The following is a 19,494-nucleotide window of genomic DNA, read 5'->3' on the forward strand; positions in this document are numbered from 1 at the left end:
CCTCAGGCGGCGGGCAGCGCCAGCCACTGGCGCCACAGCTTGCGCGCCCGGTCCTGGTAGCGCCGCGCGACGGCGCGCAGCGCGGTGCGCGGCGCGGGCGACATCAGTTCGTCGGGCAGCAGCGGGTCGCGCACCAGGTGCGCGATCACTGCGCGCCCCAGCAGCAGCGACTCGCGCACCGCCACCTCCAGCGGCACGGTGCGCAGCCGCTGTTCGCCACGCTCCAGCCCGGCCTGCAGGCGGCGGCAGTCGTCGGCCAGCGCGCGCACGTTCCACAGCCCGCGCGCTGCCGCCTGCGCGGCCGGGTCGAGGCCGGCCAGGCGGAACACCAGCGCGTGCGGCGACAGGCCCAGCGCCACGAGCTGCGCACGCTCGGCCTCGAGCCCGCCCGCCAGGTTGTCGGGCCGCAGCTGCAGGCCCGGGCGCAGCGCCGCGAAACCGCGCAGCGACAACGCCAGGCTGTGGCGGCGCCACGCGGTCTTGTCGGCGCGCGCCACGCCCGCGTCGTGCACCGCGAGCCAGCCGCCCTGCCACGCGACCACCTGCGCGCGCGTGTGCCGCCAGTCGCCCACCGCGCGCGACAGCGCCGGCCCCGCGCGGTTCAGGCTGTAGCTGCCGCGCTCGCCGCGGGCGATCTTGCCTTCGGCCGCCAGCCGCGTGAGCCCCACGCGCAAGGTGGTCTCGCCGATGCCCATGAGCGCCCCCGCGCGGCACAGCGCCTGCGAGCTCAGCGTGCCGCCGTCGGCCACCAGCAGGTCGAGGATCAGCTCCGGCGCGCTCGGCATCGCCACGGGAACATTACATACCTTGTCCATGTTTGCGAAATAAAGAAATGTTTCCTAGGATGCCAGAGACCGACTGATTCCCGCCATTTTTCTCCGGAAGGACCCCGCACATGACCACGCCTTTCGTGACCTGGGAGGTGGACGGCCCCGTCTGCACGCTCACGCTGAACCGCCCCGACAAACGCAATGCGGTCGACGGCGCCGTGGCCGCCCAGCTGCGCGCGGCCTTCGAGCGCTTCGAGGCCGACGACGCGCTGCGCGTGGCCGTGCTGACGGGCGCCGGCGGCCACTTCTGCGCCGGCGCCGACCTGGGCGCCGTGGGCGACCCGGCGCGCCGCAACGAACTCGACCCCGACGGCGGCGGCGCCGGCCCGATGGGCCCGACGCGCATGGCGCTGTCCAAGCCGCTGATCGCGGCGGTGAACGGCTACGCGGTCGCGGGCGGGCTCGAGCTGGCGCTGCTGGCCGACCTGCGCGTGGCCGACGACGACGCGGTGTTCGGCGTGTTCTGCCGCCGCTGGGGCGTGCCGCTGATCGACGGCGGCACGGTGCGGCTGCCGCGCCTCGTGGGCATGGGGCGCGCGCTCGACCTGATCCTCACGGGCCGGCCGGTGTCTGCCGCCGAGGCGCTGGCGATGGGCCTGGTGAACCGCACCACGCCGCCGGGCGGCGCACTCGCCGCCGCGCAGGAACTGGCACAGCAGATCGCCGCCTTCCCGCAGCAATGCATGCTGGCCGACCGCCGCTCCGCCTTCGAGCAGTGGGACCTGCCGCTGGCCGAAGCATTGCGCCGCGAAGGCGCGCAGGGCGTGCCGATCGTCGCGGCCGAGGGCGAGGCCGGCGCCGCGCGCTTTGCCGGCGGCGCCGGGCGCCACGGCGAGTTCAAACGCTGACGCTGCCACCTTTCCGATTTCGCACACCTAGAACTTCCTGGAGACACGCCTTGCCTTCCCCCTCGCCCGCCCGTGGCCCGACCTACCTTGAACTGATCCGCCGCGGCGCCCTGCAGCACGGCCCGCGCACCGCCATCGTCTACGGCGACCAGTCGATGACCTTCACCGAGGTCGACCAGCTCAGCAGCCGGCTCGCCCATGCGCTGCATGCCGCCGGCGCCGCACCGCGCACGCGCGTGGCGCTGCTGCTGAACAACGGCCTGCACAGCGTGCCGCTGGACTTCGCCTGCGTGAAGGCGGGCATCAACCGTGTGCCACTGAACGCGCGGCTCTCGCTGGCCGAGCATGCGCGCATGGTGGCCGACACCGGCTGCACGCACCTCGTGTTCGGCCCCGACCTCGCCGATCGCGCGGCGGCCCTGCGCGAGGCCGTGTCGGGCCTGGCCTGCATGGGCCTGGGCGCGTCGCTCGACGGCGCCGCCGACCTGTTCGCGCAGGCCTTGTCGTGCGCCACGCAGGCGCCGGCGTTCGAGCCCCCGCCCGACGACGTGGTGCTCACGCTCTTCACCTCGGGCACCACCGGCACGCTGAAGGCGGCGCAACACACGCAGGCCTCGTACGCGGCGATCTGCCGCAACGTGCTGCTCAACCTGCTGCCCGCCACGCCCGACGACGCCATGCTGCACGCGGCCTCGCTGATCCATGCGAGCGGCGTGTTCGTGCTGCCCTTCTGGCTGCGCGGTGGCCGCACGGTGATCCTGCCGGGCTTCGAGCCGGGCGCCTTCCTGCGCACGCTGCAGGCCGAGCGCATCACCGCGATCAACCTCGTGCCGACGATGCTGCAGATGCTGTTCGAGCACCCCGACATCGCGCACACCGACGTGGCCGCGCTGCGCTACGTGATCTACGGCGCCTCGCCGATGCCGCGCGCGGTGATCCGGCGCGCCATGGCGGCCTGGGGCCAGCACCGCTTCTGGCAGTACTACGGCCAGACCGAGGTGCCGCTGTGCCTGGCGGTGCTGCGCCCCGAAGACCACACCGACGAGCTGCTCGACGCCTGCGGCCAGCCGGCGATCGACGTCGAGCTGCGGCTGGTCGACGTAGCCGGCAACGACGTGCCGCCCGGCACGCCCGGCGAGATCGCGGTGCGCGCGCCCTCGGCGGTGTCGGGGTACCACAACGCGGCCGGGCTCAACGCCGAGACCTTCGTCGACGGCGGCTGGGTGCGCACGCGCGACGTGGGCCAGTTCGACGCGCGCGGCTTCCTGCACCTGAAGGACCGCACCTCCGACATGATCATCAGCGGCGGCTACAACGTCTACCCGCGCGAGGTCGAGAACGCACTCATGACGCACCCCGCCGTGCGCGAGTGCGCGGTCATCGGCCTGCCGCACGAGAAGTGGGTGGAGATCGTCACTGCGGTGGTGGTACTGCGCGAAGGCCAGCAGGCCGATGAAGCCGCATTGATCGCACACGTGGCGGACCAGCTCGCCTCGTACAAGAAGCCGCAGCGCGTGCTGTTCGCCCGCGAGATCCCGAAGACGGCGGTGGGCAAGCTCAACCGCCGGCAGCTGCGCGAGCTGCACCGCGGCTAGTGCGCTGCCGGCCGGTCAGCCTGCGCGCCGCCGCAACGCGGTGCGCAGCGCCTTCGCAAAGCGCGGGTCGGCCATGGCGCCCACATTGAAGCGCGACCAGCGCGAGACCTGCGTCGAATCGACGCTGAAGATGCGCCCCGGCGCCATCACGATCTTGCGCGGCAGCAGTTCCTTCGCGAAGGCCAGCGAGTCGTACACGCCGGGCAGCGCGGCCCAGATGTAGAGCGACTGCGGGCTGCGCGCGAAGACCTCGGCGTCCACGGCGTCGAACAGCTTCAGCGCGTCGCGCGTGGCCTCGCCCAGCCGCTGCTGCAGCCGCTTGAGGTGCCGCTGGTAGTGGCCCTCGCTCAGGATCACGTCCACCGTGCGCTCGCTGTACTCCGAGCTGCTCACGTGGATCAGCGCCTTCAGGTCGGCCAGGTCGCTCGCGAGATCCGCCCCGCAGGCGATGAAGCCCACGCGCAGCGCCGCCGAGAACGACTTCGAGAAACTGCCGATGTAGATCGTGCGCTCGAGCTGGTCGAGTGCCGAGAGGCGCGGCAGCGCCGTGGGCTTGAAGTCGGCCAGCGGGTCGTTCTCGACGATCAGCAGGTCGTACTTCTGCGCCAGCTGCAGCACGCGAAAGGCCTTGGCCGGCGAGATGTCGGAGCCCGTGGGGTTGTGTGCGAGCGACTGCGTGAAGAACAGGCGCGGCCGTTCGGCAATGAGCAGCTGCTCCAGCACCTCGAGGTCGGGCCCGTCGGCCAGGCGCGGCACCGCCAGCATCTGCGCACCCGCGAGCTTGAGCTTGCCGAACAGCGGGTAGTAGCCCGGGTCGTCGACCAGCACCTTGCCGCCGGGCGGCACGAAGTAGCGGATGACGATGTCCATCGCCTCGTTGGCGCCGTGCGTGAGCACGATCTGCCGCGGCTCGGCGCCGATGCCGAAGTCGGCCAGCTTGCGCACGAGGTGGTCGCGCAATGGCGCATAGCCGAAGCGGCTGCCATAGCGGAACAGCGCGCCGAGCCCCGTGCGCACGACCTTGGGGTGGTATTTGTCCAGGCGCACATCGGCCAGCCATTCGACGGGCGGAAAGCCGTCGCCCACGGCGACCGCATCGGGCTGCGTCTTGAGCTGCTCGCGCATGAGCCACACGATGTCCATCGCGCGGCCGAGGCTGCCGGCGTCGTCCTCGGCGGGCTTGGGCGTGGCCGTGGCCTGTGCCAGCACGTAGTAGCCCGAACCGCGCCGCGGCTCGACGAGGCCGCGCGACACCAGCAGCTCGAAGGCGGCCACCACGGTGTTCTTGGCATAGCCGTGCAGCTGCGCGAGTTCGCGCAGCGAGGGCAGCTTGTCGCCGGCCTTGTAGGCGCCGCTCGCGATCTGGCGCGCGAGGGTGTCGGCGAGCGAATCGGCGATCGTGGTCATGGGTTTGGACTGTGACACAGCGAGGCGTGGCGGCGCACCACTGTCCGCACTGTCCCGCCAAACTGTGCCTTCCGCGGGCGGTACAGCCGGCCTAAATTGCCTGCTCCCGAATTCACCTTCCGAAGAGACACGCACCGATGGCCGCCGATTCCCGCATTCCCAATTTCCGCGCACTCACGCCCGCCCAACGCCTGGCCCACATCGCACAGGCCGCCGCGCTCACCGACGACGAGGTGGCGCTGCTCGCGCAACCCGGCGCGCTGGGCGTGGAGCGCGCCAACGGCATGGTCGAGAACGTGATCGGCACCTTCGAGCTGCCGCTGGGCGTGGCCGGCAACTTCACCGTGAACGGGCGCGACTACCTCGTGCCGATGGCGGTGGAAGAACCCTCGGTGGTCGCCGCCGCCTCGTTCATGGCCAAGCTGGCGCGCGAAGGCGGCGGCTTCGAGGCCTCGAGCACCGGACCGCTGATGCGCGCGCAGGTGCAGGTCATCGGCATCACCGACCCGTACGGTGCGCGGCTGGCGCTGCTGCGTGCGCGCGACGAGATCCTGGCCGTGGCGAACAGCCGCGACAAGGTGCTGATCGGCCTGGGCGGCGGCTGCCGCGACATCGAGGTGCATGTGTTCGGCGACACGCCGCGCGGCGCGATGGTGGTGATGCACCTGATCGTCGACGTGCGCGATGCGATGGGCGCGAACACGGTCAACACGATGGCCGAGGCGGTGTCGCCGCTGGTCGAGAAGCTCACGGGCGGCACGGTGCGCCTGCGCATCCTGTCGAACCTGGCGGACCTGCGGCTGTCGCGTGCGCGCGTGCGGCTCGCATCCTCTGTGCTGGCCACGCGCGAGCGCAGCGGCGAAGAAGTGGTCGAGGGCGTGATCGACGCCTACACCTTCGCGGCCATCGACCCCTACCGCGCGGCGACGCACAACAAGGGGATCATGAACGGCATCGACCCGGTGATCGTCGCGACCGGCAACGACTGGCGCGCGGTGGAGGCCGGCGCGCATGCCTATGCCTGCCGCAGCGGGCGCTACACCTCGCTCACCACATGGGAGAAGGACGCGGGCGGCGCGCTGGTCGGCACCATCGAGATGCCGATGCCGGTGGGCCTGGTCGGCGGCGCGACGAAGACGCACCCGCTCGCACGGCTCGCGCTGAAGATCCTCGACGTGAAGTCGGCGCAGGAACTCGGCGAAGTCGCGGTGGCCGTGGGCCTCGCGCAGAACCTTGGCGCCCTGCGCGCGCTCGCCACCGAAGGCATCCAGCGCGGCCACATGGCGCTGCACGCCCGCAACATCGCGCTGGTCGCGGGCGCCACCGGCGACGAGATCGACGCCATCGCCAAACAGATGGCCGCCGAGCACGACGTGCGCACCGACCGCGCCGTCGCACTGCTCGACGCACTGCGCAAGAAGTAAGCACCGCGGGGGAGCCCCGCACCAAGGTCCGCGGCCCCCACCGCGGCGGTCGCGCACGCGGCCGTCACACAACCACAGACGGAGACAACTCGAATGAACGCAGACAGTGCAACGCCCGCCCGCTGGCGGCTGGTGGAGATATGGGGCGACACGGCCGACCTGGGCCACCTCGCGTGGTCGATCGCGATCGGCGTCGCGGTGAGCCTCACGGGCTACCTCGTGGCGAGCCGCGTGCTCGCGAGCGTGGTGAGCACGCCCGAACTGGCGCGGGCCTACGCGATGCTCGCGGGCCTGGGCGGCTGCGTGGTCTCGGGCGTGATCTGCGCGAAGCTCTTCACGCCCAAGCGCGAAGTGGTCGAAGGCTCCGCCGCCGATCCGCGCTGGCGCGAAGAGGTGCTGGCCGAACTGGCCGCCGAGCACGGCGACCTGGGCTCGGTGGACGACCTGCCGCCCGTGGTGGTGCGCGAGATGAAGGAGCTCGAGATCTACGAGCTGTTCGCGTCGTACAAGCCCCAGGCCGCCAAGGCCGCCGAAGGAGCCGCCTCGTGATCGACGCAGCTCTCTTCAACCAGATCCTCGTCGCCACCGGCATGGGCCTCGTGGGCGCCATCGTGTTCGCGGCCATCGGCCTCGTCTCGGGCACCGACGAAACCACCACGCTCGCACCGCTCACCCTGCTGGTGGTGCTGCTGGGCGTGCCGCCCGAAGGCGTGTTCACCTTCTTCCTGGCCGCTGCCGTCGCCAAGCACATGACGCACGCGGTGCCCACGGCGCTGCTGGGCATTCCGGGCGACACCATGGCCACGCCGCTGCTGCAGGACGCCAACGTGCTGCGCAACCTGGGCGTGCCGCACATCGCGCTGCGCAAGATGGTGTCGGGCGCGATCATCGCGGCCTTTCTCGCGGTGCCGCTGGCCGTGCTGTTCGCGGTGCTGCTGGCGCCGTACGGCGCGGCCATCACCAAGGCGGCGCCGTGGATCTTCGTGGTGGCAGCCGTGGCCATTGCCTGGTTCTCGAGCGGGCGCTGGGCCTCGGTGGCCACGCTGGTGCCGTTCGTGATGGTGATCGTGGCGCTGCAGGCGCTCACCGGCAAGTACGGCGTGAAGCTCAGCATCAGCTACTTCCTGGGCATTGCCATCGGGCCGCTGGTGGCCGATTTGTTCTCGGTGATCTCGCCCGCGGCGCGTGCGCGCATGAAGCGCGACAAGGTCCGCACCTTCTCGCTCGCGCCCGACGTGAAGGGCTGGTCGGGCTACTTCCCGAACCCGTTCAAGGTGCTCGACCGCGGCCAGGTGAAGTGGACCTTCGCGACCGCCGCGATCTCCAGCGCCACCTTCGTGTTCAGCCCGGTCGCGATGACGGTGGTGCTGGGCGAGCTGGTCGGCTCGCGCATCAAGCATGCGTACCACCGCCTCACCACCACGCTGGCCGCGCGCAACGGCGTGACCGAGGCCACCTACATCGCCGAAGCGCTGATCCCGCTGATCGCCATCGGCCTGCCGCTGAGCCCCGTGGCGGCCGGCCCCGCCGCGCCGCTGTTCAACGCGCCGCCGGTGTTCACCATCGACTCGGCCACGGGCCAGACGCACAACCTGCACAACCTGCTGAACCACTGGGAGTTCCTGGGCTACGGCATGTTGGCCGTGGTGCTCGCGGCGCTGGTGGCCTACCCCTTCACGATGAACTTCGCGCGCCGCGCGGCGCTGTTCGTCTCGCGCAAGGTGAGCCACGAAGCGATCATCGCGACCTTCGTCGGGTTGATCGTGGTGATCAGCGTGTGGGAGGGACAGCTGCTCGGGTTGCTGGTGATCCTCACGATGGGCCTGCTCGGCGGGCTGCTGTCGCGTGCCATCGGCTTCAACACGGGCGTGCAGTTCATGGGCTACTACACGGCGGTGTTGACGGTGCCGGCGGTGATCAAGGCCTTCTCCTGATCGGCCGGCCGCACACCAGCAGCGCGTCCAAGTGCCCAGGGCACTGGGTGCTTCCCGCAGCGAAATCAAGGAGGAGGGGCGAAGCCCCGGGGGACATTCGCGGAGGGAAGTACCCGGTGGCCTGGGCACACGCCCTGAACGCGACGGCAGCCAGTCAGCGCTTCAATGCAGGCTTCTTCTTCGCCGGCTCATCCCCACCGAACAGCTTCTCCACCTGCTGCCCCACCCGCGCCCCGATCGCCGTGCCCACCCCCGGCAGCACCGCGCTGCCAACCGCCGCCCCCGCGAGCGCGCCGCCGGTCATCGACACCTCGGGCTCGGCCACGGTGCCGCCGATCTTGAGCGGCACGCCGACCACGCCATCGACCAGGTCCACCGCGATCTCACCCGACATCTGGCGGTTGAACAGCCGCAGGTTGCCGCTCGCCGTGAGCACGCCCGAGCGCGCCTTGAGGTTCGTGTAGCGCATCACGATGCCGTCTTCGGTGCCCTGGGTGTCGAGCGTGCCAGTGAGTTCGTCCAGCGCCGTGGTGCCGCCGCGGCTGATGCCGGCGGTGGTCACGGCCTTGGCCAGGTCGAGGCGGGTCAGCGTGGCGGGCTGCACCGAGAAGGTGGTGCGCGTGTGCAGGCTGCGCATCAGCGCGCCCAGGTCCTGCGCCTTGTCGGCTTCGGCCACGAGCGTGGAACTTCCGCTGACCTTGCCGGCCACCGAGGTGCGCCGGCCGAAGGCCTGCACCAGCCCTTCGATGTCGATCTGGTGCGGGTCGAGTTCGGCCGACAGGCGCAGCGTGCCGCCAGGCAGCGTCTCGAAACGCGAGACACCGTTCCACGTGCCGCCGCCCACGTCGATGCGGGTGCGCCAGCGGTCCTGGCCGGCCTCGCGGTCCAGGCGCAGGCGGGCAGGCGGCGTCACGCCGGCCCGCTCCACGCGGACCTGGCGCGGACGCCACTGCGCGTCGAAGGCGATCTCGCCGTCGTAGGCGAGCGCGATGTCGCGCCGGTCGATCCAGACCACGTCGCGCCAGCGCAGCCGTTCCAGCGGGACGGGCGCCAACGTCCAGGGCGCGGGCAGCGCGACGACGTTGCCGCCCTCCTGCGGTTTGGGGCCCTTGCCGCGGAAGGCGCGCACCGACTCGCGCGGCAGCACGAGGCTTTCGATCTCGAGTTCGTCGACGGCAATCACGCGGTGCAGCAGCGGCGACAGCTGCAGCTGCGCCGTGACGCGGCGCAACGTGACGGGACGCGGCTGGTCGGTGGCGATGTCCGAGAGCACGAGCACGGGGGTCGGCAGCAAGGCCCAGTGGGCGCCGCCGACCTTCAGGCCGACGCCGAATCGCTGCGCGAAGGCCTCGGAGATCCGGGCCGCCACCTCGGCGTCGCTCGGCAGCCGCGAACTCACAAACGCCACCAGCGCGCCGATGCCCAGCAGCAGCACCGCCACCGAGCCCAGGAGCCACCGCCGCAACGGAGAAAAGGTCATCGACCCAAGGTAGCACGCAAAGGCGACTGCGGTTGTCAGCCGTCGTCGCTATAGTGCCCTCGCACCCCCTGTATCGGAGACCCCTGCATGCGTATCTGGAAGAAAGAGATCTCGGTCGAATCGCTGACCGCCAACCACGTGGGCACGGCCGTGGCCGCCCTGGGCATCGAGTTCCTGGAGGTGGGCGACGACTTCATCCGCGCCCGCGTGCCGGTGGACGAACGCACCCGCCAGCCCTACGGCATCCTGCACGGCGGCGTGTCGGTGGTGCTGGCCGAGACGCTGGGCTCCTGCGGCGCGCACTACTCGGCCCCCGCGGGCGACCGTGCGGTGGGCCTGGACATCAACGCCAACCACATCCGCTCGGCCACCAGCGGCTGGGTCACCGGCACGGCGCGGCCGGTGCACCGCGGGCGCACCACGCAGGTCTGGCAGATCGACCTGACCAACGAGGCGGGCGAGCTGACCTGCGTCTCGCGCATCACCATGGCGGTGCTGCAGCCGCGCTGAGCGCGGGCTGCGCCTTCCGGGCGCTTCTTTTCTTTCTTCTCCCGCTGGTACGCCTCTTGCGGGTGGCACCCGTGTTCAGCAGGGGGTGGATCGACCACAATCTCGCCCCAGGGAGCGCGTCGACCCCCAAACACACACCAACCGAGGAGAAGAAAACACATGTTCAACTGGACTGAAAAGCCGGTGTCCACACTGGCCAATGGCGCCGTCATCGCGCCCGACGAGCGGCTGCCCTGGCTGCAGACCGGCGCGATGGGCATCCAGCACGTGATCGCCATGTTCGGCGCCACAGTGCTGGCACCGATCCTGATGGGCTTCAACCCCAACATCGCGATCCTGATGAGCGGCATCGGCACGCTCATCTTCTACTTCGTGACCGGCGGCAAGGTGCCCAGCTACCTGGGCTCGAGCTTCGCCTTCATCGGCGTGGTGATCGCGGCCAGCGGCTACGCGGGCAAGGGGGCCAACGCCAACATCGCGGTGGCGCTGGGCGGCATCGTGGCCTGCGGGGTGGTCTACATCCTGATCGGGGCCATCGTGCAGGCCGTGGGCACGGGCTGGATCGAGCGCTTCATGCCGCCCGTGGTCACGGGCGCCGTGGTGGCAGTCATCGGGCTGAACCTGGCGGGCATTCCCATCAAGAACATGGCGGCCAGCAACTTCGACTCGTGGATGCAGGCCGTGACCTTCCTGTGCGTGGGCCTGGTGGCGGTGTTCACACGCGGCATGGTGCAGCGCCTGTTGATCCTTATCGGCCTGATCCTGGCCACGCTGGTGTACGCCGCGCTCACCAACGGCATGGGCCTGGGCAAGCCGGTCGACCTGAGCGGCATCGCCAACGCGGCCTGGGTCGGCCTGCCGACCTTCACGGCGCCGGTGTTCACAGCCAACGCGATGCTGCTGATCGCGCCCGTGGCGATCATCCTGGTGGCGGAAAACCTCGGCCACCTGAAGGCCGTGACGGCCATGACCGGGCGCAACCTCGACCCGTACATGGGCCGCGCCTTCATCGGCGACGGCATCGCCACGGTCATCAGCGGTTCCGCGGGCGGCACCGGCGTGACCACCTACGCCGAGAACATCGGCGTGATGGCGGCCACGCGCATCTACTCGACGGCGGTGTTCGTGGTGGCGGCGCTGATTGCGCTGGTGCTGGGCTTCAGCCCCAAGTTCGGCGCGCTGATCCAGGCCATTCCGCTGCCGGTGATGGGCGGCGTGAGCATCGTGGTGTTCGGCCTGATCGCCATTGCCGGCGCCAAGATCTGGGTCGACAACAAGGTCGATTTCTCGCAGAACAAGAACCTGATCGTGGCCGCCATCACGCTGATCATCGGCACCGGCGACTTCACGCTGAAGTTCGGCGACTTCGCGCTCGGCGGCATCGGAACCGCCACTTTCGGGGCCATCATCCTTTACGCCCTGCTCGGCCGTTCGCGCAACGCCTGAGAGCAGACAAAGTGAAACCTCGTGCAATAACTGTTGTGCGGGGTCAGTGAACACGGCGCCGGTCACCGGGCTTTGGCCGGCGCCCGTTAGACTCCAACGCTTTTCGCACCGACGTTCACACACGTTTTCCAATGGCCGATGTTTCCGCCGCTCGTACCAAGGCGGTTTTCGAATTCAAGAGCGCCACACTGCCGCTGATCGCAGTGATCCTCAAGACAGCCGACCTCGACGTGCTGGCCGAGGCGCTCGACGCCCAGTTGGCGGATTCGCCCGACTTCTTCGAGCAGGAGCCGGTGGTGATCGACCTCTCGATGCTGCAGGAACTGGCGGCCGAGGCCGACACTCCCGCCCCCGAGATCGACTTTGCCGCCCTGCGCAGCCTGTTGGCGCGCCACCAGACCCAGCCGATCGCCGTGCGCGGCGGCAGCCCCGAGCAGCATGCCGCGGCGCGTGAAGCCGGCCTGTCGGTGGCCGCCATGCCCTCGGCGCCCGCGCCCCGGCCGCCGGCCCCGCCCGCCGAGGCGCCTGCGGCCTCCGAGGCCCCGCAGATCGTGCGCGAGCTGCCGGTGCCGGCCAACGGCACGCTGCTGATCGACAAGCCGCTGCGCTCGGGCCAGCAGATCTACGCGCGTGGCGGCGACGTGGTGGTGACGGCCATCGTGAGCTTCGGCGCCGAAGTCATTGCCGACGGCAACGTGCATGTGTACGCGCCGCTGCGCGGCAAGGCCATTGCCGGCGCGCGCGGGAACACCGAGGCGCGGATCTTCTCGACCTGCATGGAAGCGCAGCTGGTGGCCATTGCGGGCATCTACCGCACGAACGAAGTGCCGCTGCCCGAGCCCGTGCTGGGCAAGCCCGCCCAGGTGCGCCTGGACGGCAAAAAAATAGCGATCGACGCGATTCCCTGATGAAAAACCAGGAACGCGGCAGCGCTGAGCATCAATCGACAACTGAATCGAAACAAGAAGGAATGGCGATGGCCAAAATTGTGGTGGTGACCTCGGGCAAGGGCGGCGTCGGCAAGACGACCACGAGCGCCAGCTTCGCGTCGGGCCTTGCGCTCGCCGGCAAGAAGACGGCCGTGATCGACTTCGACGTGGGCCTGCGCAATCTCGACCTGATCATGGGCTGCGAACGCCGTGTGGTGTACGACCTGATCAACGTGATCCAGGGCGAGGCCAACCTGAGCCAGGCGCTCATCAAGGACAAGCAGTGCGACAACCTGTTCGTGCTGGCCGCCTCGCAGACGCGCGACAAGGAAGCCCTGTCGCAGGAAGGCGTCGAGAAGATCCTGAACGACCTGTCGGCCATGGAGTTCGACTACATCATCTGCGACTCGCCCGCGGGCATCGAGACCGGCGCCATGATGGCGATGCACTTCGCCGACGAGGCGCTGATCGTCACCAACCCCGAAGTCTCTTCGGTGCGCGACTCGGACCGCATCCTGGGCATGCTCAGCAGCAAGACCAAGCGCGCCAAGGACGGCGGCGAGCCGATCAAGGAACACCTGCTGATCACCCGCTACAACCCGAACCGGGTGGCCGGCGGCCAGATGCTCTCGCTGGAAGACATCCAGGACATCCTGCGCATCAAGCTGATCGGCGTGATCCCCGAGTCGGAAAGCGTGCTGCACGCCTCCAACCAGGGCGTGCCCGCCATCCACGACAAGGACACCGACGTGGCCCAGGCGTACAGCGACGTGGTCGCGCGCTTCCTTGGCGAAGACAAGCCGATGCGCTTTGTCGACGCCGAGAAGCCCGGCTTCTTCAAACGGATTTTCGGGAGCAAGTAGGCATGTCGTTTCTTTCGTTCCTGCTTGGTGAGAAGAAGAAGACTGCGAGCGTCGCCAAGGAGCGCCTGCAGATCATCCTCGCTCACGAGCGCTCCAGCCTCAGCGGCAAGAAGCGCCCCGATTACCTGCCCGAGCTCCAGCGCGAGCTGGTGGCGGTGATTTCCAAGTACGTGTCGATCAACGCCGACGACATCAAGGTGCACCTGGAAACCCAGGACAACCTCGAAGTGCTGGACATCAAGATCGAACTGCCCGATCCGGTTCCGGCGCGCTGAGCGCCAGAACCCCGATCAACCGGCTCACTCCGGTTGATCCGGGGCCGCAGCGGGCAGCGCCTCCACCCGCTGCGCCCACTCTCGGGCCTTGCCCTCGTCGAAGAGCGGACTTTCGCGGTCGCCGTAGAACTGCTCTGCCAGAGATTCCACGCAGGCGCGCTGGCTCTCCAGGTTCTCTTCGCAGTCATCGAGCGCGGCACCGCTGAGCAGCCAGCGCTCGGCGGCTGCCGCGTCTTCCGGCGCGCCCTGACCCTGCATGCGCATCCAGCCCAGCTCGTAGCAGGCCCAGCCCTGCTGGCGTTGGGTGCTGTCTTCCGCCACCTTCTGCAGCGCATAGAGGGCTTCGGCGTACAGGGCCTTCACTTCCGCTTCTCCCTGGCCCTGTTCGGCCAGCGCCCCGGCGTGCCGGCACAGCGTGCGGCCCAGCTGCATCGTGGCGCTGACGTCGCCGGCTTCGTGGCCGCGGCGGAAGTAGCCGATCGCCCGCGCCAGGTCGGGCTCCCCCGGTTCGCCGAGCTTGTGCGCCAGGCCGAGGTTGTAGAGCGCCATCGTGTGGTTGTGCTCGGCGGCCCGTTCGTAGTGCCGCATGCCGCCTTCCAGGTCGCGCTCGCCCCCCTCGCCTTCGCTCAGCATGTAGCCGAGATGGGCGTGCGTGGCGGCGTCGTCCTCGCCGCCATGGGCGATGGCGTGCAGCAGCCACGCGCGCGCCAAGGCGGGTTCGGCGCCGAGGCCGGCCGTGTCCCAACGCAGCATCTTCGAGAGCTCGCACATCGCCACGGGCAGACCGTCGGGCGACGCGGTGGCGGGGGTGTCGCCCGGCTCGCGCACGCCGGCGGCGCGTGCCATCCAGCGCAGGGCTTCGCGCGGGTCGGCTTCGATGCCCTCGCCATCGCGCAGGTGGCAGGCCAGCTCGTAGGCGGCCCGCAGGTCGCCGGCGGCATGACGCGCGGCCATGTGTTCGGTGTGCGCCTGCTCGCGGCCGTCGGCATGCAGCCAGACGTACAGGCCGGTGTCGTTGCGCGCGGCCTGCACCGGCTCACCTACGCTCCAGCGCTTGCACAGCTGCGAGCGGACCGCGACGGCCATCCAGCCGTCGGCGACCGACAACGCGGCCGTGATCCACGGGTAGGCCTGCGGGTGCAGCACGGCGCCGTCTGCGCGCAGCACGCCCACGGCGAGTTGCCCCTTCTCGACCTTCGCGGCGCGCGGCACCGGATCGGCGACCAGCCAGCCGATGTCCTGCGTGCCCCAGGCCAGCGGCTGCAGCGTGCGGTGCCGGCACGGCACCAGCTCGCGGCCGGCGGCCACGTCGTAAATGCCGCGCAGCCAGGGCGCGTTCTTCGCCGTGCGCCCGCCCTTGGACGCCACGCGCACCAGGTCGCGCCGGACCATGGCGTGCGCGCGCTCCTCGCCGGTCAGCGGCTCCAGGGTTTCGAAGCGGCCGTAGTCGAAGGGCACGAGCACGCGGCCCTGCCCATCGATCAGGCCGCACAGGCCGTCGGAGCGTTCCACGGCGAAGCGCTTCGGCCGGGCCGGGGTGCCGCGCTCGTTCGACGGATCGGTGTCTTCGGCCGTCAGGATCTCGATCGGGTATTCCTCGAGCAGGTCGACCTGCTCGTACACCGGCTCGATCATGACGCGGCCTTGCGCATCGAGCAGCCCGCTCTTGCCGTCGCGCTTGGCGTCGAAGCCCTCCCAGTCGTGGCGCCACTGCAGGCTTTCGAAATGCGGCGGCACGGCCCATTCGCCGTCCGCGCGCACCAGCCCCCAGCCGCCCTCGTCACCGCGCGCGGGCGCGAGGCCGAAAGGCGTGAAGTCTTCGGCTTCTTCGAACCGGGGCGCAATCGTCCACTGGCCCTGCAGGTCGACGTACCCGATGCGCTCGCCCACGCGGGCACGCACCCGGCCTTCGACAAAGCTCCAGACCTCGTCGACCGAGGGCGCGAGCAGCCAGCTGCCGTCGGTGCGCAGCAGGCCGACGTGGTCGCCGACCAGCGCCGTCGCAACGTCGCCCTCGAAGGCCCAGACCTCGTCGAGCTGCGGTTTGAGCAGCACGCGCGGCGCCTCGGCGTCGGCGAGCAGCAGGCCGGAGCGCTCGCCTTGCGAAATCCAGAGCAGGCGCGGATCGTCGGCGCCGGCGTAGCGGATGTCGTCCCACGCGGGCTCGACCACGGTGGTGCGCTGGCTGCGCCCGTCGTCGTCGTAGACCACCCGCATCACGCCCCAGCGGCCGTCGACCTCGAAGCGCCAGAGGTCGCCGCCCAGGTGGTTGTCGTAGTCGGGGCGTTCGCCGTCGTCTTCGTCTTCTTCGGGTTCGAAGTCGGCAAAGCGCTCGTCGCGCGGCGCCTCGTAGCCGTCGAAGTACGGATGCGACAGGCTGCCGAAGCCGAACTGCCAGGCCCAGGACTCCCAGTCGGCGAAACGTTGGATGCCGAGCGCCGCGTCGACGCCCGGGTGGTTGCCGCTGTCGATGCAGCGCTGCACCTCGGCCCACAGTTCATTGCACTCGCGGCGGTTGCGTTCGATGAAGCCCTCGCCATCCGCATCGCCGCCGAGCCAGGACAACTCGTCGAGGTTCGCCGAGAAGCGCGGCGTGCTGTCGTCGGGCGTGTCGTCGATCAGCTCGGCCAGGTGCAGCGCCACGGCCTCGAACTGCAGCGCGATCTGCGGCAGCGTGTGCAGCATCGGGTGCCGCTCGACGAAGGCGTGCAGCTGCCGGATGCGCGCGAGCGCGGCGTGCGCGTCGCTGACCAGGTTGTCGGTGCCCGCATCGCCGAAGACGCGCTGGTGGTCGATGGCGTCGCCGGCCGCGCCATCGGCCAGCAGGAGCTGCCAGAGCACGGGGAAGTTGTTGTTGGCTTCGGCGATTTCGTCGGCCGATGCGTCTTCGGTGTCGGGAAGACTGTGTTCGAGATAGAGCCAGGAACGATTGCCCATGTGTGGTCGTGTGCGTCGTCCACGGCGAAGGCCATGGGTGGCGCCCAGTTTAGGGGCGCCGTTTCACGCGCACATGACCGCCGGCCGCTACGCCAGGAACTGCGTGACCTGCGCGAGCACGGCCTGCTCCTTGAGGATGCGGCGATGGCCCCAGCCCTGCGTGGGAAAGAGCCGCGCGCCGGCGATCGCGTCGCGAAAGGCCTCGGCGTCGGCGAAGCGGTTCACGCGGTCGTCGCGGTCATGCACGATGAGCGTCGGCTGCGCGATGCGCGGGCCCACGGCGGCCGGCTCCAGCTGCTGCATCAGGATGCCCTCGCGTGCCTCGATCAGGCGCTGCATGCCCGCGCGCGTGCGCTCGCTGAGGCCGAACACCTGCGCGAAGTAGCGCGTGTACTCGCGCGGCGAGGCCGGCGGTGCCAGCAGCACCAGCCGCTGCGCCGGCAGCCCGCGCCCCGCCGCGTAGGCCAGCGCATTGGCCCCCAGCGAATGCGCGACCGCCGCGCGCAGCACGTGCCCGTCGGCGCCGAGCCGCGCCGCCACGTAGTCGATGGCGCGCGCGAACTGCGGCAGGTTGCTGGCCGTGCCCGCGCTGCGGCCGTGGGCCGGCATCTCCAGCAGCACGGGCCGCAGGCCTTGCGCAGCGACGGCCTGCGCCAGCGGCAGCATCTGGCCCGCGTGGCCGCCCCAGCCGTGCACCAGCAGCACGACCGGCGCCGACTCGGCGCCCGAGTCCTGCGCGGCGAGGTGGTAGATGCCGAGGTTGGCGTCTTCGAACGCCCAGGCCTCGCGGCGCCAGTCGGCACCGGGCTGCTGGCCGCGGTACAGCCATTTGGGCGGCAGCGGCGTGCCGAACACACGGTAGGCCGCGCGCACGCCGAGGGCAGGCCACAGGCGCTGCGAGGCGCCGAGGCCGAAGCGCATCGCGCGCATCAACGGGCTGGCGCTGTAGTAGCCCACGGGGGCGGTGGTGTGGGTGGTGGTGGTCATGGGGAAGGCTTTCGTTCAGGGGCTCAATACCAGACCCAGTCCTGGTTGCTGCGCGGCAGGCTGCGCAGCGTGTCCTGCACGCCGCGCACACCGAGGAGGACCGCGTAGGCGGCGAGAAAGAGGGCAATGATCAGCATGGTGCTTCTCCTTTTTTTATCGCACGGTGGTGCGAAATTAAGGCAAACGAAGAGGCGGTGGCCGTCGTCTGCGGGTGCGCCTCAGGCGCGGTAGCTGGAAAGAAGGCGCTGCCAGGTCTGGCCCGCGCGCTCGGCCGCATGCCCGTCGCGCAGGAAGCGCGCGTCGTGCAGCTGGTTCATCATGATTCCGTTGATCTCGCTCACGAGCTGGGCGGGATCGGTGTCGGCCTGGAGCTCGCCGGTTTCGACCGCCTGCAGCACCGTGCGGCGCAGCGCGGCACGCCAGCGCGTGATCTCGTCGAAGAGCAGGTCGCGCAGCTCGCCTTCGCGGTCGTCGAACTCGAAGGCGCCGGCCACGTAGAGGCAGCCGTTCTGCGCTTCGACGTCGCGCGTGCGGGCGATCCAGCGCGCGACGATGTCGTTCAGGCGGGGCAGGCCCTTGGGCTTCTGCATGGCGGGCACGAACACCTCGGCCAGGAAGCCGCGGCCGTACTCCTCGATGACGGCCTTCTGCAGCGCCTCGCGCGAGCCCACGCGCGAGAACACGCCGCTCTTGGACAGCCCCAGGCGGCTCGCCACGGCCTGCAACGAAATGGCCTCCAACCCCTCGGCCAGCGCGAGGTGCATCGCCGCGCCGACGATGGCGGCGCGGGTGAGTTCGCTTTTCTGGGTCTTGGCGTCCATGCGGCGAACTTTAGCACAGTCGTGCGAAATATCAACTTCCCCATGCAGAAGGGCTTCATAGATGTTTTGCTCATGTGAAACCAACAAACGCATCGTTCCCCGCATAAGCGCTTCTGCCGAGAATCGCCGGTCGGCCCCGACCTGGGGTCCGGACCTCTTTTCACCTCCTGCGCGCCCGATGAACTTTCAACAACTGCGCTCGGTACGCGAGGCCGTTCGTTGCGGCTTCAACCTGACCGAGGTCGCCCACACCCTTCACACCTCGCAGCCCGGCGTGAGCCGGCAGATCCGCGAACTCGAGGAAGAGCTCGGCATCGAGCTCTTCGTGCGCGCCGGCAAGCGGCTCACGGGCCTCACCGAGCCTGGCGGCCACGTGCTGCCGATCATCGAGCGCATGCTGATGGAAAGCAGCAACCTCAAGCACGCGGGCCAGGAGTTCGTGGCGCAGCAAAGCGGCCTGCTCTCGGTGGCAGCCACGCACTCGCAGGCGCGCTATGCGATGCCGGTGGCGGTGCAGGAATTCCGCGCGCAGTTCCCGAACGTGAAACTGCACCTACATCAGGGCTCGCCCAAGCAGATCGCGCAGATGCTGCTCGACGGCGAGGCCGACGTGGGCATCGCCACCGAGGCACTGGGCGACTACCCGCAACTGGTCGCCCTGCCCTGCTACCGCTGGACGCACTCGGTGATCGTGCCGCCGGGGCATCCGCTGCTCGACGCGCCACTCACGCTGGAGGCACTCACGCAGCATCCGCTGATCACCTACGACACGGGCTTCACGGGCCGCTCGCGCATCGACGAGGCGTTTGAACAGCGCGGTCTGCAGCCCAACATCGTGCTGGCCGCGATGGACGCCGACGTCATCAAGACCTATGTGCAGCTGGGCCTGGGCGTGGGCATCGTCGCCGGCGTGGCCTACGAGGCCGAGCGCGACACGCAGTTGCGCGCGCTCGATGCGGGACGGCTGTTCGGCATCAACCTCACCAAGCTGGCGGTGCGGCGCGGCACCTACCTGCGCAAATATGTCTACGCGTTCATCGAGTCGTTTGCGCCGACGTTGACGCGCGCCATTGTCGAGAAGGCCTTGGGCGACGAGGTCAAGGTGTCTCACTACGAGATTTAGCTCAAGCGCAACGAAATCGACACTTCCGGCTCCAGGGTTGAAAAGAATGCGCGCAGCTTCACACAAGCGGCGTACATTCGGGTTA

Annotated in this window: 17 protein-coding genes; 11 read left to right on the forward strand and 6 right to left on the reverse strand. The window is 69.8% G+C overall.

The window, feature by feature from the left end; genetic code table 11:
* Window positions 1-2 precede the first annotated feature (2 nt).
* Window positions 3-785: a PaaX family transcriptional regulator gene (locus tag AC07Q9_RS17130; protein ID WP_495311414.1), complete on the reverse strand. Its 783-nt coding sequence runs from the start codon at window positions 783-785 to the stop codon at window positions 3-5.
* Between the two features lie 110 nt (window positions 786-895).
* Here AC07Q9_RS17130 and AC07Q9_RS17135 point away from each other — a divergent pair, with 110 nt between their 5' ends.
* Window positions 896-1,678: a crotonase/enoyl-CoA hydratase family protein gene (locus AC07Q9_RS17135; protein ID WP_495310892.1), complete on the forward strand. Its 783-nt coding sequence runs from the start codon at window positions 896-898 to the stop codon at window positions 1,676-1,678.
* A 50-nt stretch (window positions 1,679-1,728) separates the two neighbouring features.
* A complete protein-coding gene (locus AC07Q9_RS17140; protein ID WP_495310893.1) occupies window positions 1,729-3,273 on the forward strand; it encodes a class I adenylate-forming enzyme family protein in 1,545 nt (514 codons plus the stop codon).
* Window positions 3,274-3,288: 15 nt separating this feature from the next.
* Here the strand turns inward: AC07Q9_RS17140 and AC07Q9_RS17145 are convergent, their stop codons facing one another.
* Window positions 3,289-4,680, reverse strand: coding sequence for an aminotransferase-like domain-containing protein (locus AC07Q9_RS17145; protein WP_495310894.1), 1,392 nt, complete (start codon window positions 4,678-4,680; stop codon window positions 3,289-3,291).
* 137 nt (window positions 4,681-4,817) lie between these two features.
* Here AC07Q9_RS17145 and AC07Q9_RS17150 point away from each other — a divergent pair, with 137 nt between their 5' ends.
* The 3 genes from AC07Q9_RS17150 to AC07Q9_RS17160 all read left to right on the forward strand — a co-directional run bounded on the left by AC07Q9_RS17150 (window position 4,818) and on the right by AC07Q9_RS17160 (window position 8,038).
* Window positions 4,818-6,104 (forward strand): hydroxymethylglutaryl-CoA reductase, degradative, encoded by a 1,287-nt coding sequence (locus AC07Q9_RS17150; protein WP_495310895.1) that lies wholly within the window; start codon window positions 4,818-4,820, stop codon window positions 6,102-6,104.
* Window positions 6,105-6,197: 93 nt separating this feature from the next.
* Entirely contained in the window at window positions 6,198-6,653 is a 456-nt protein-coding gene (locus tag AC07Q9_RS17155; RefSeq protein WP_495310897.1) for a hypothetical protein, read from the forward strand.
* Window positions 6,654-6,694: 41 nt separating this feature from the next.
* Window positions 6,695-8,038: a tripartite tricarboxylate transporter permease gene (locus AC07Q9_RS17160; RefSeq protein ID WP_159274353.1), complete on the forward strand. Its 1,344-nt coding sequence runs from the start codon at window positions 6,695-6,697 to the stop codon at window positions 8,036-8,038.
* Between the two features lie 154 nt (window positions 8,039-8,192).
* On the opposite strand, the gene AC07Q9_RS17165 is transcribed toward AC07Q9_RS17160, so the two are convergent.
* Entirely contained in the window at window positions 8,193-9,518 is a 1,326-nt protein-coding gene (locus AC07Q9_RS17165) for an AsmA family protein (RefSeq protein ID WP_495310898.1), read from the reverse strand.
* Window positions 9,519-9,605: 87 nt separating this feature from the next.
* Between AC07Q9_RS17165 and AC07Q9_RS17170 the strand changes: the two genes are divergently transcribed.
* The 5 genes from AC07Q9_RS17170 to minE all read left to right on the forward strand — a co-directional run bounded on the left by AC07Q9_RS17170 (window position 9,606) and on the right by minE (window position 13,541).
* Window positions 9,606-10,028 carry a hotdog fold thioesterase gene (locus AC07Q9_RS17170; RefSeq protein ID WP_495310900.1) on the forward strand — a complete coding sequence of 141 codons (423 nt, stop codon included), beginning with the start codon at window positions 9,606-9,608 and terminating at the stop codon, window positions 10,026-10,028.
* Window positions 10,029-10,187: 159 nt separating this feature from the next.
* Window positions 10,188-11,474 carry a solute carrier family 23 protein gene (locus tag AC07Q9_RS17175; protein WP_489062283.1) on the forward strand — a complete coding sequence of 429 codons (1,287 nt, stop codon included), beginning with the start codon at window positions 10,188-10,190 and terminating at the stop codon, window positions 11,472-11,474.
* A 131-nt stretch (window positions 11,475-11,605) separates the two neighbouring features.
* Complete coding sequence (gene minC, locus AC07Q9_RS17180; protein ID WP_099794337.1) at window positions 11,606-12,382, forward strand: septum site-determining protein MinC; 777 nt, start codon at window positions 11,606-11,608, stop codon at window positions 12,380-12,382.
* Window positions 12,383-12,450: 68 nt separating this feature from the next.
* Window positions 12,451-13,266, forward strand: a complete 816-nt coding sequence (gene minD / locus AC07Q9_RS17185) for a septum site-determining protein MinD (RefSeq protein WP_095747381.1) — start codon at window positions 12,451-12,453, stop codon at window positions 13,264-13,266.
* A 2-nt stretch (window positions 13,267-13,268) separates the two neighbouring features.
* On the forward strand, window positions 13,269-13,541 hold the full coding sequence (minE, locus tag AC07Q9_RS17190; RefSeq protein WP_056574726.1) for a cell division topological specificity factor MinE: 273 nt from the start codon (window positions 13,269-13,271) through the stop codon (window positions 13,539-13,541).
* A gap of 24 nt (window positions 13,542-13,565) precedes the next feature.
* On the opposite strand, the gene AC07Q9_RS17195 is transcribed toward minE, so the two are convergent.
* The 3 genes from AC07Q9_RS17195 to AC07Q9_RS17205 form a co-directional block, all read right to left on the reverse strand.
* Window positions 13,566-16,478 carry an SEL1-like repeat protein gene (locus AC07Q9_RS17195; protein WP_495310902.1) on the reverse strand — a complete coding sequence of 971 codons (2,913 nt, stop codon included), beginning with the start codon at window positions 16,476-16,478 and terminating at the stop codon, window positions 13,566-13,568.
* 87 nt (window positions 16,479-16,565) lie between these two features.
* Window positions 16,566-17,465 (reverse strand): alpha/beta fold hydrolase, encoded by a 900-nt coding sequence (locus AC07Q9_RS17200; protein ID WP_070061422.1) that lies wholly within the window; start codon window positions 17,463-17,465, stop codon window positions 16,566-16,568.
* Window positions 17,466-17,683: 218 nt separating this feature from the next.
* Window positions 17,684-18,286, reverse strand: coding sequence for a TetR/AcrR family transcriptional regulator (locus AC07Q9_RS17205; RefSeq protein WP_062473724.1), 603 nt, complete (start codon window positions 18,284-18,286; stop codon window positions 17,684-17,686).
* 178 nt (window positions 18,287-18,464) lie between these two features.
* On the opposite strand from AC07Q9_RS17205, the gene AC07Q9_RS17210 reads away from it, so the two are divergent.
* The gene (locus tag AC07Q9_RS17210) at window positions 18,465-19,409 is read left to right on the forward strand and encodes a CysB family HTH-type transcriptional regulator (RefSeq protein ID WP_062473726.1); all 945 of its coding nucleotides are present in this window, start codon (window positions 18,465-18,467) and stop codon (window positions 19,407-19,409) included.
* Window positions 19,410-19,494 lie beyond the last annotated feature (85 nt).

Source organism: Variovorax sp. GW821-FHT09A10 (assembly GCF_059418385.1).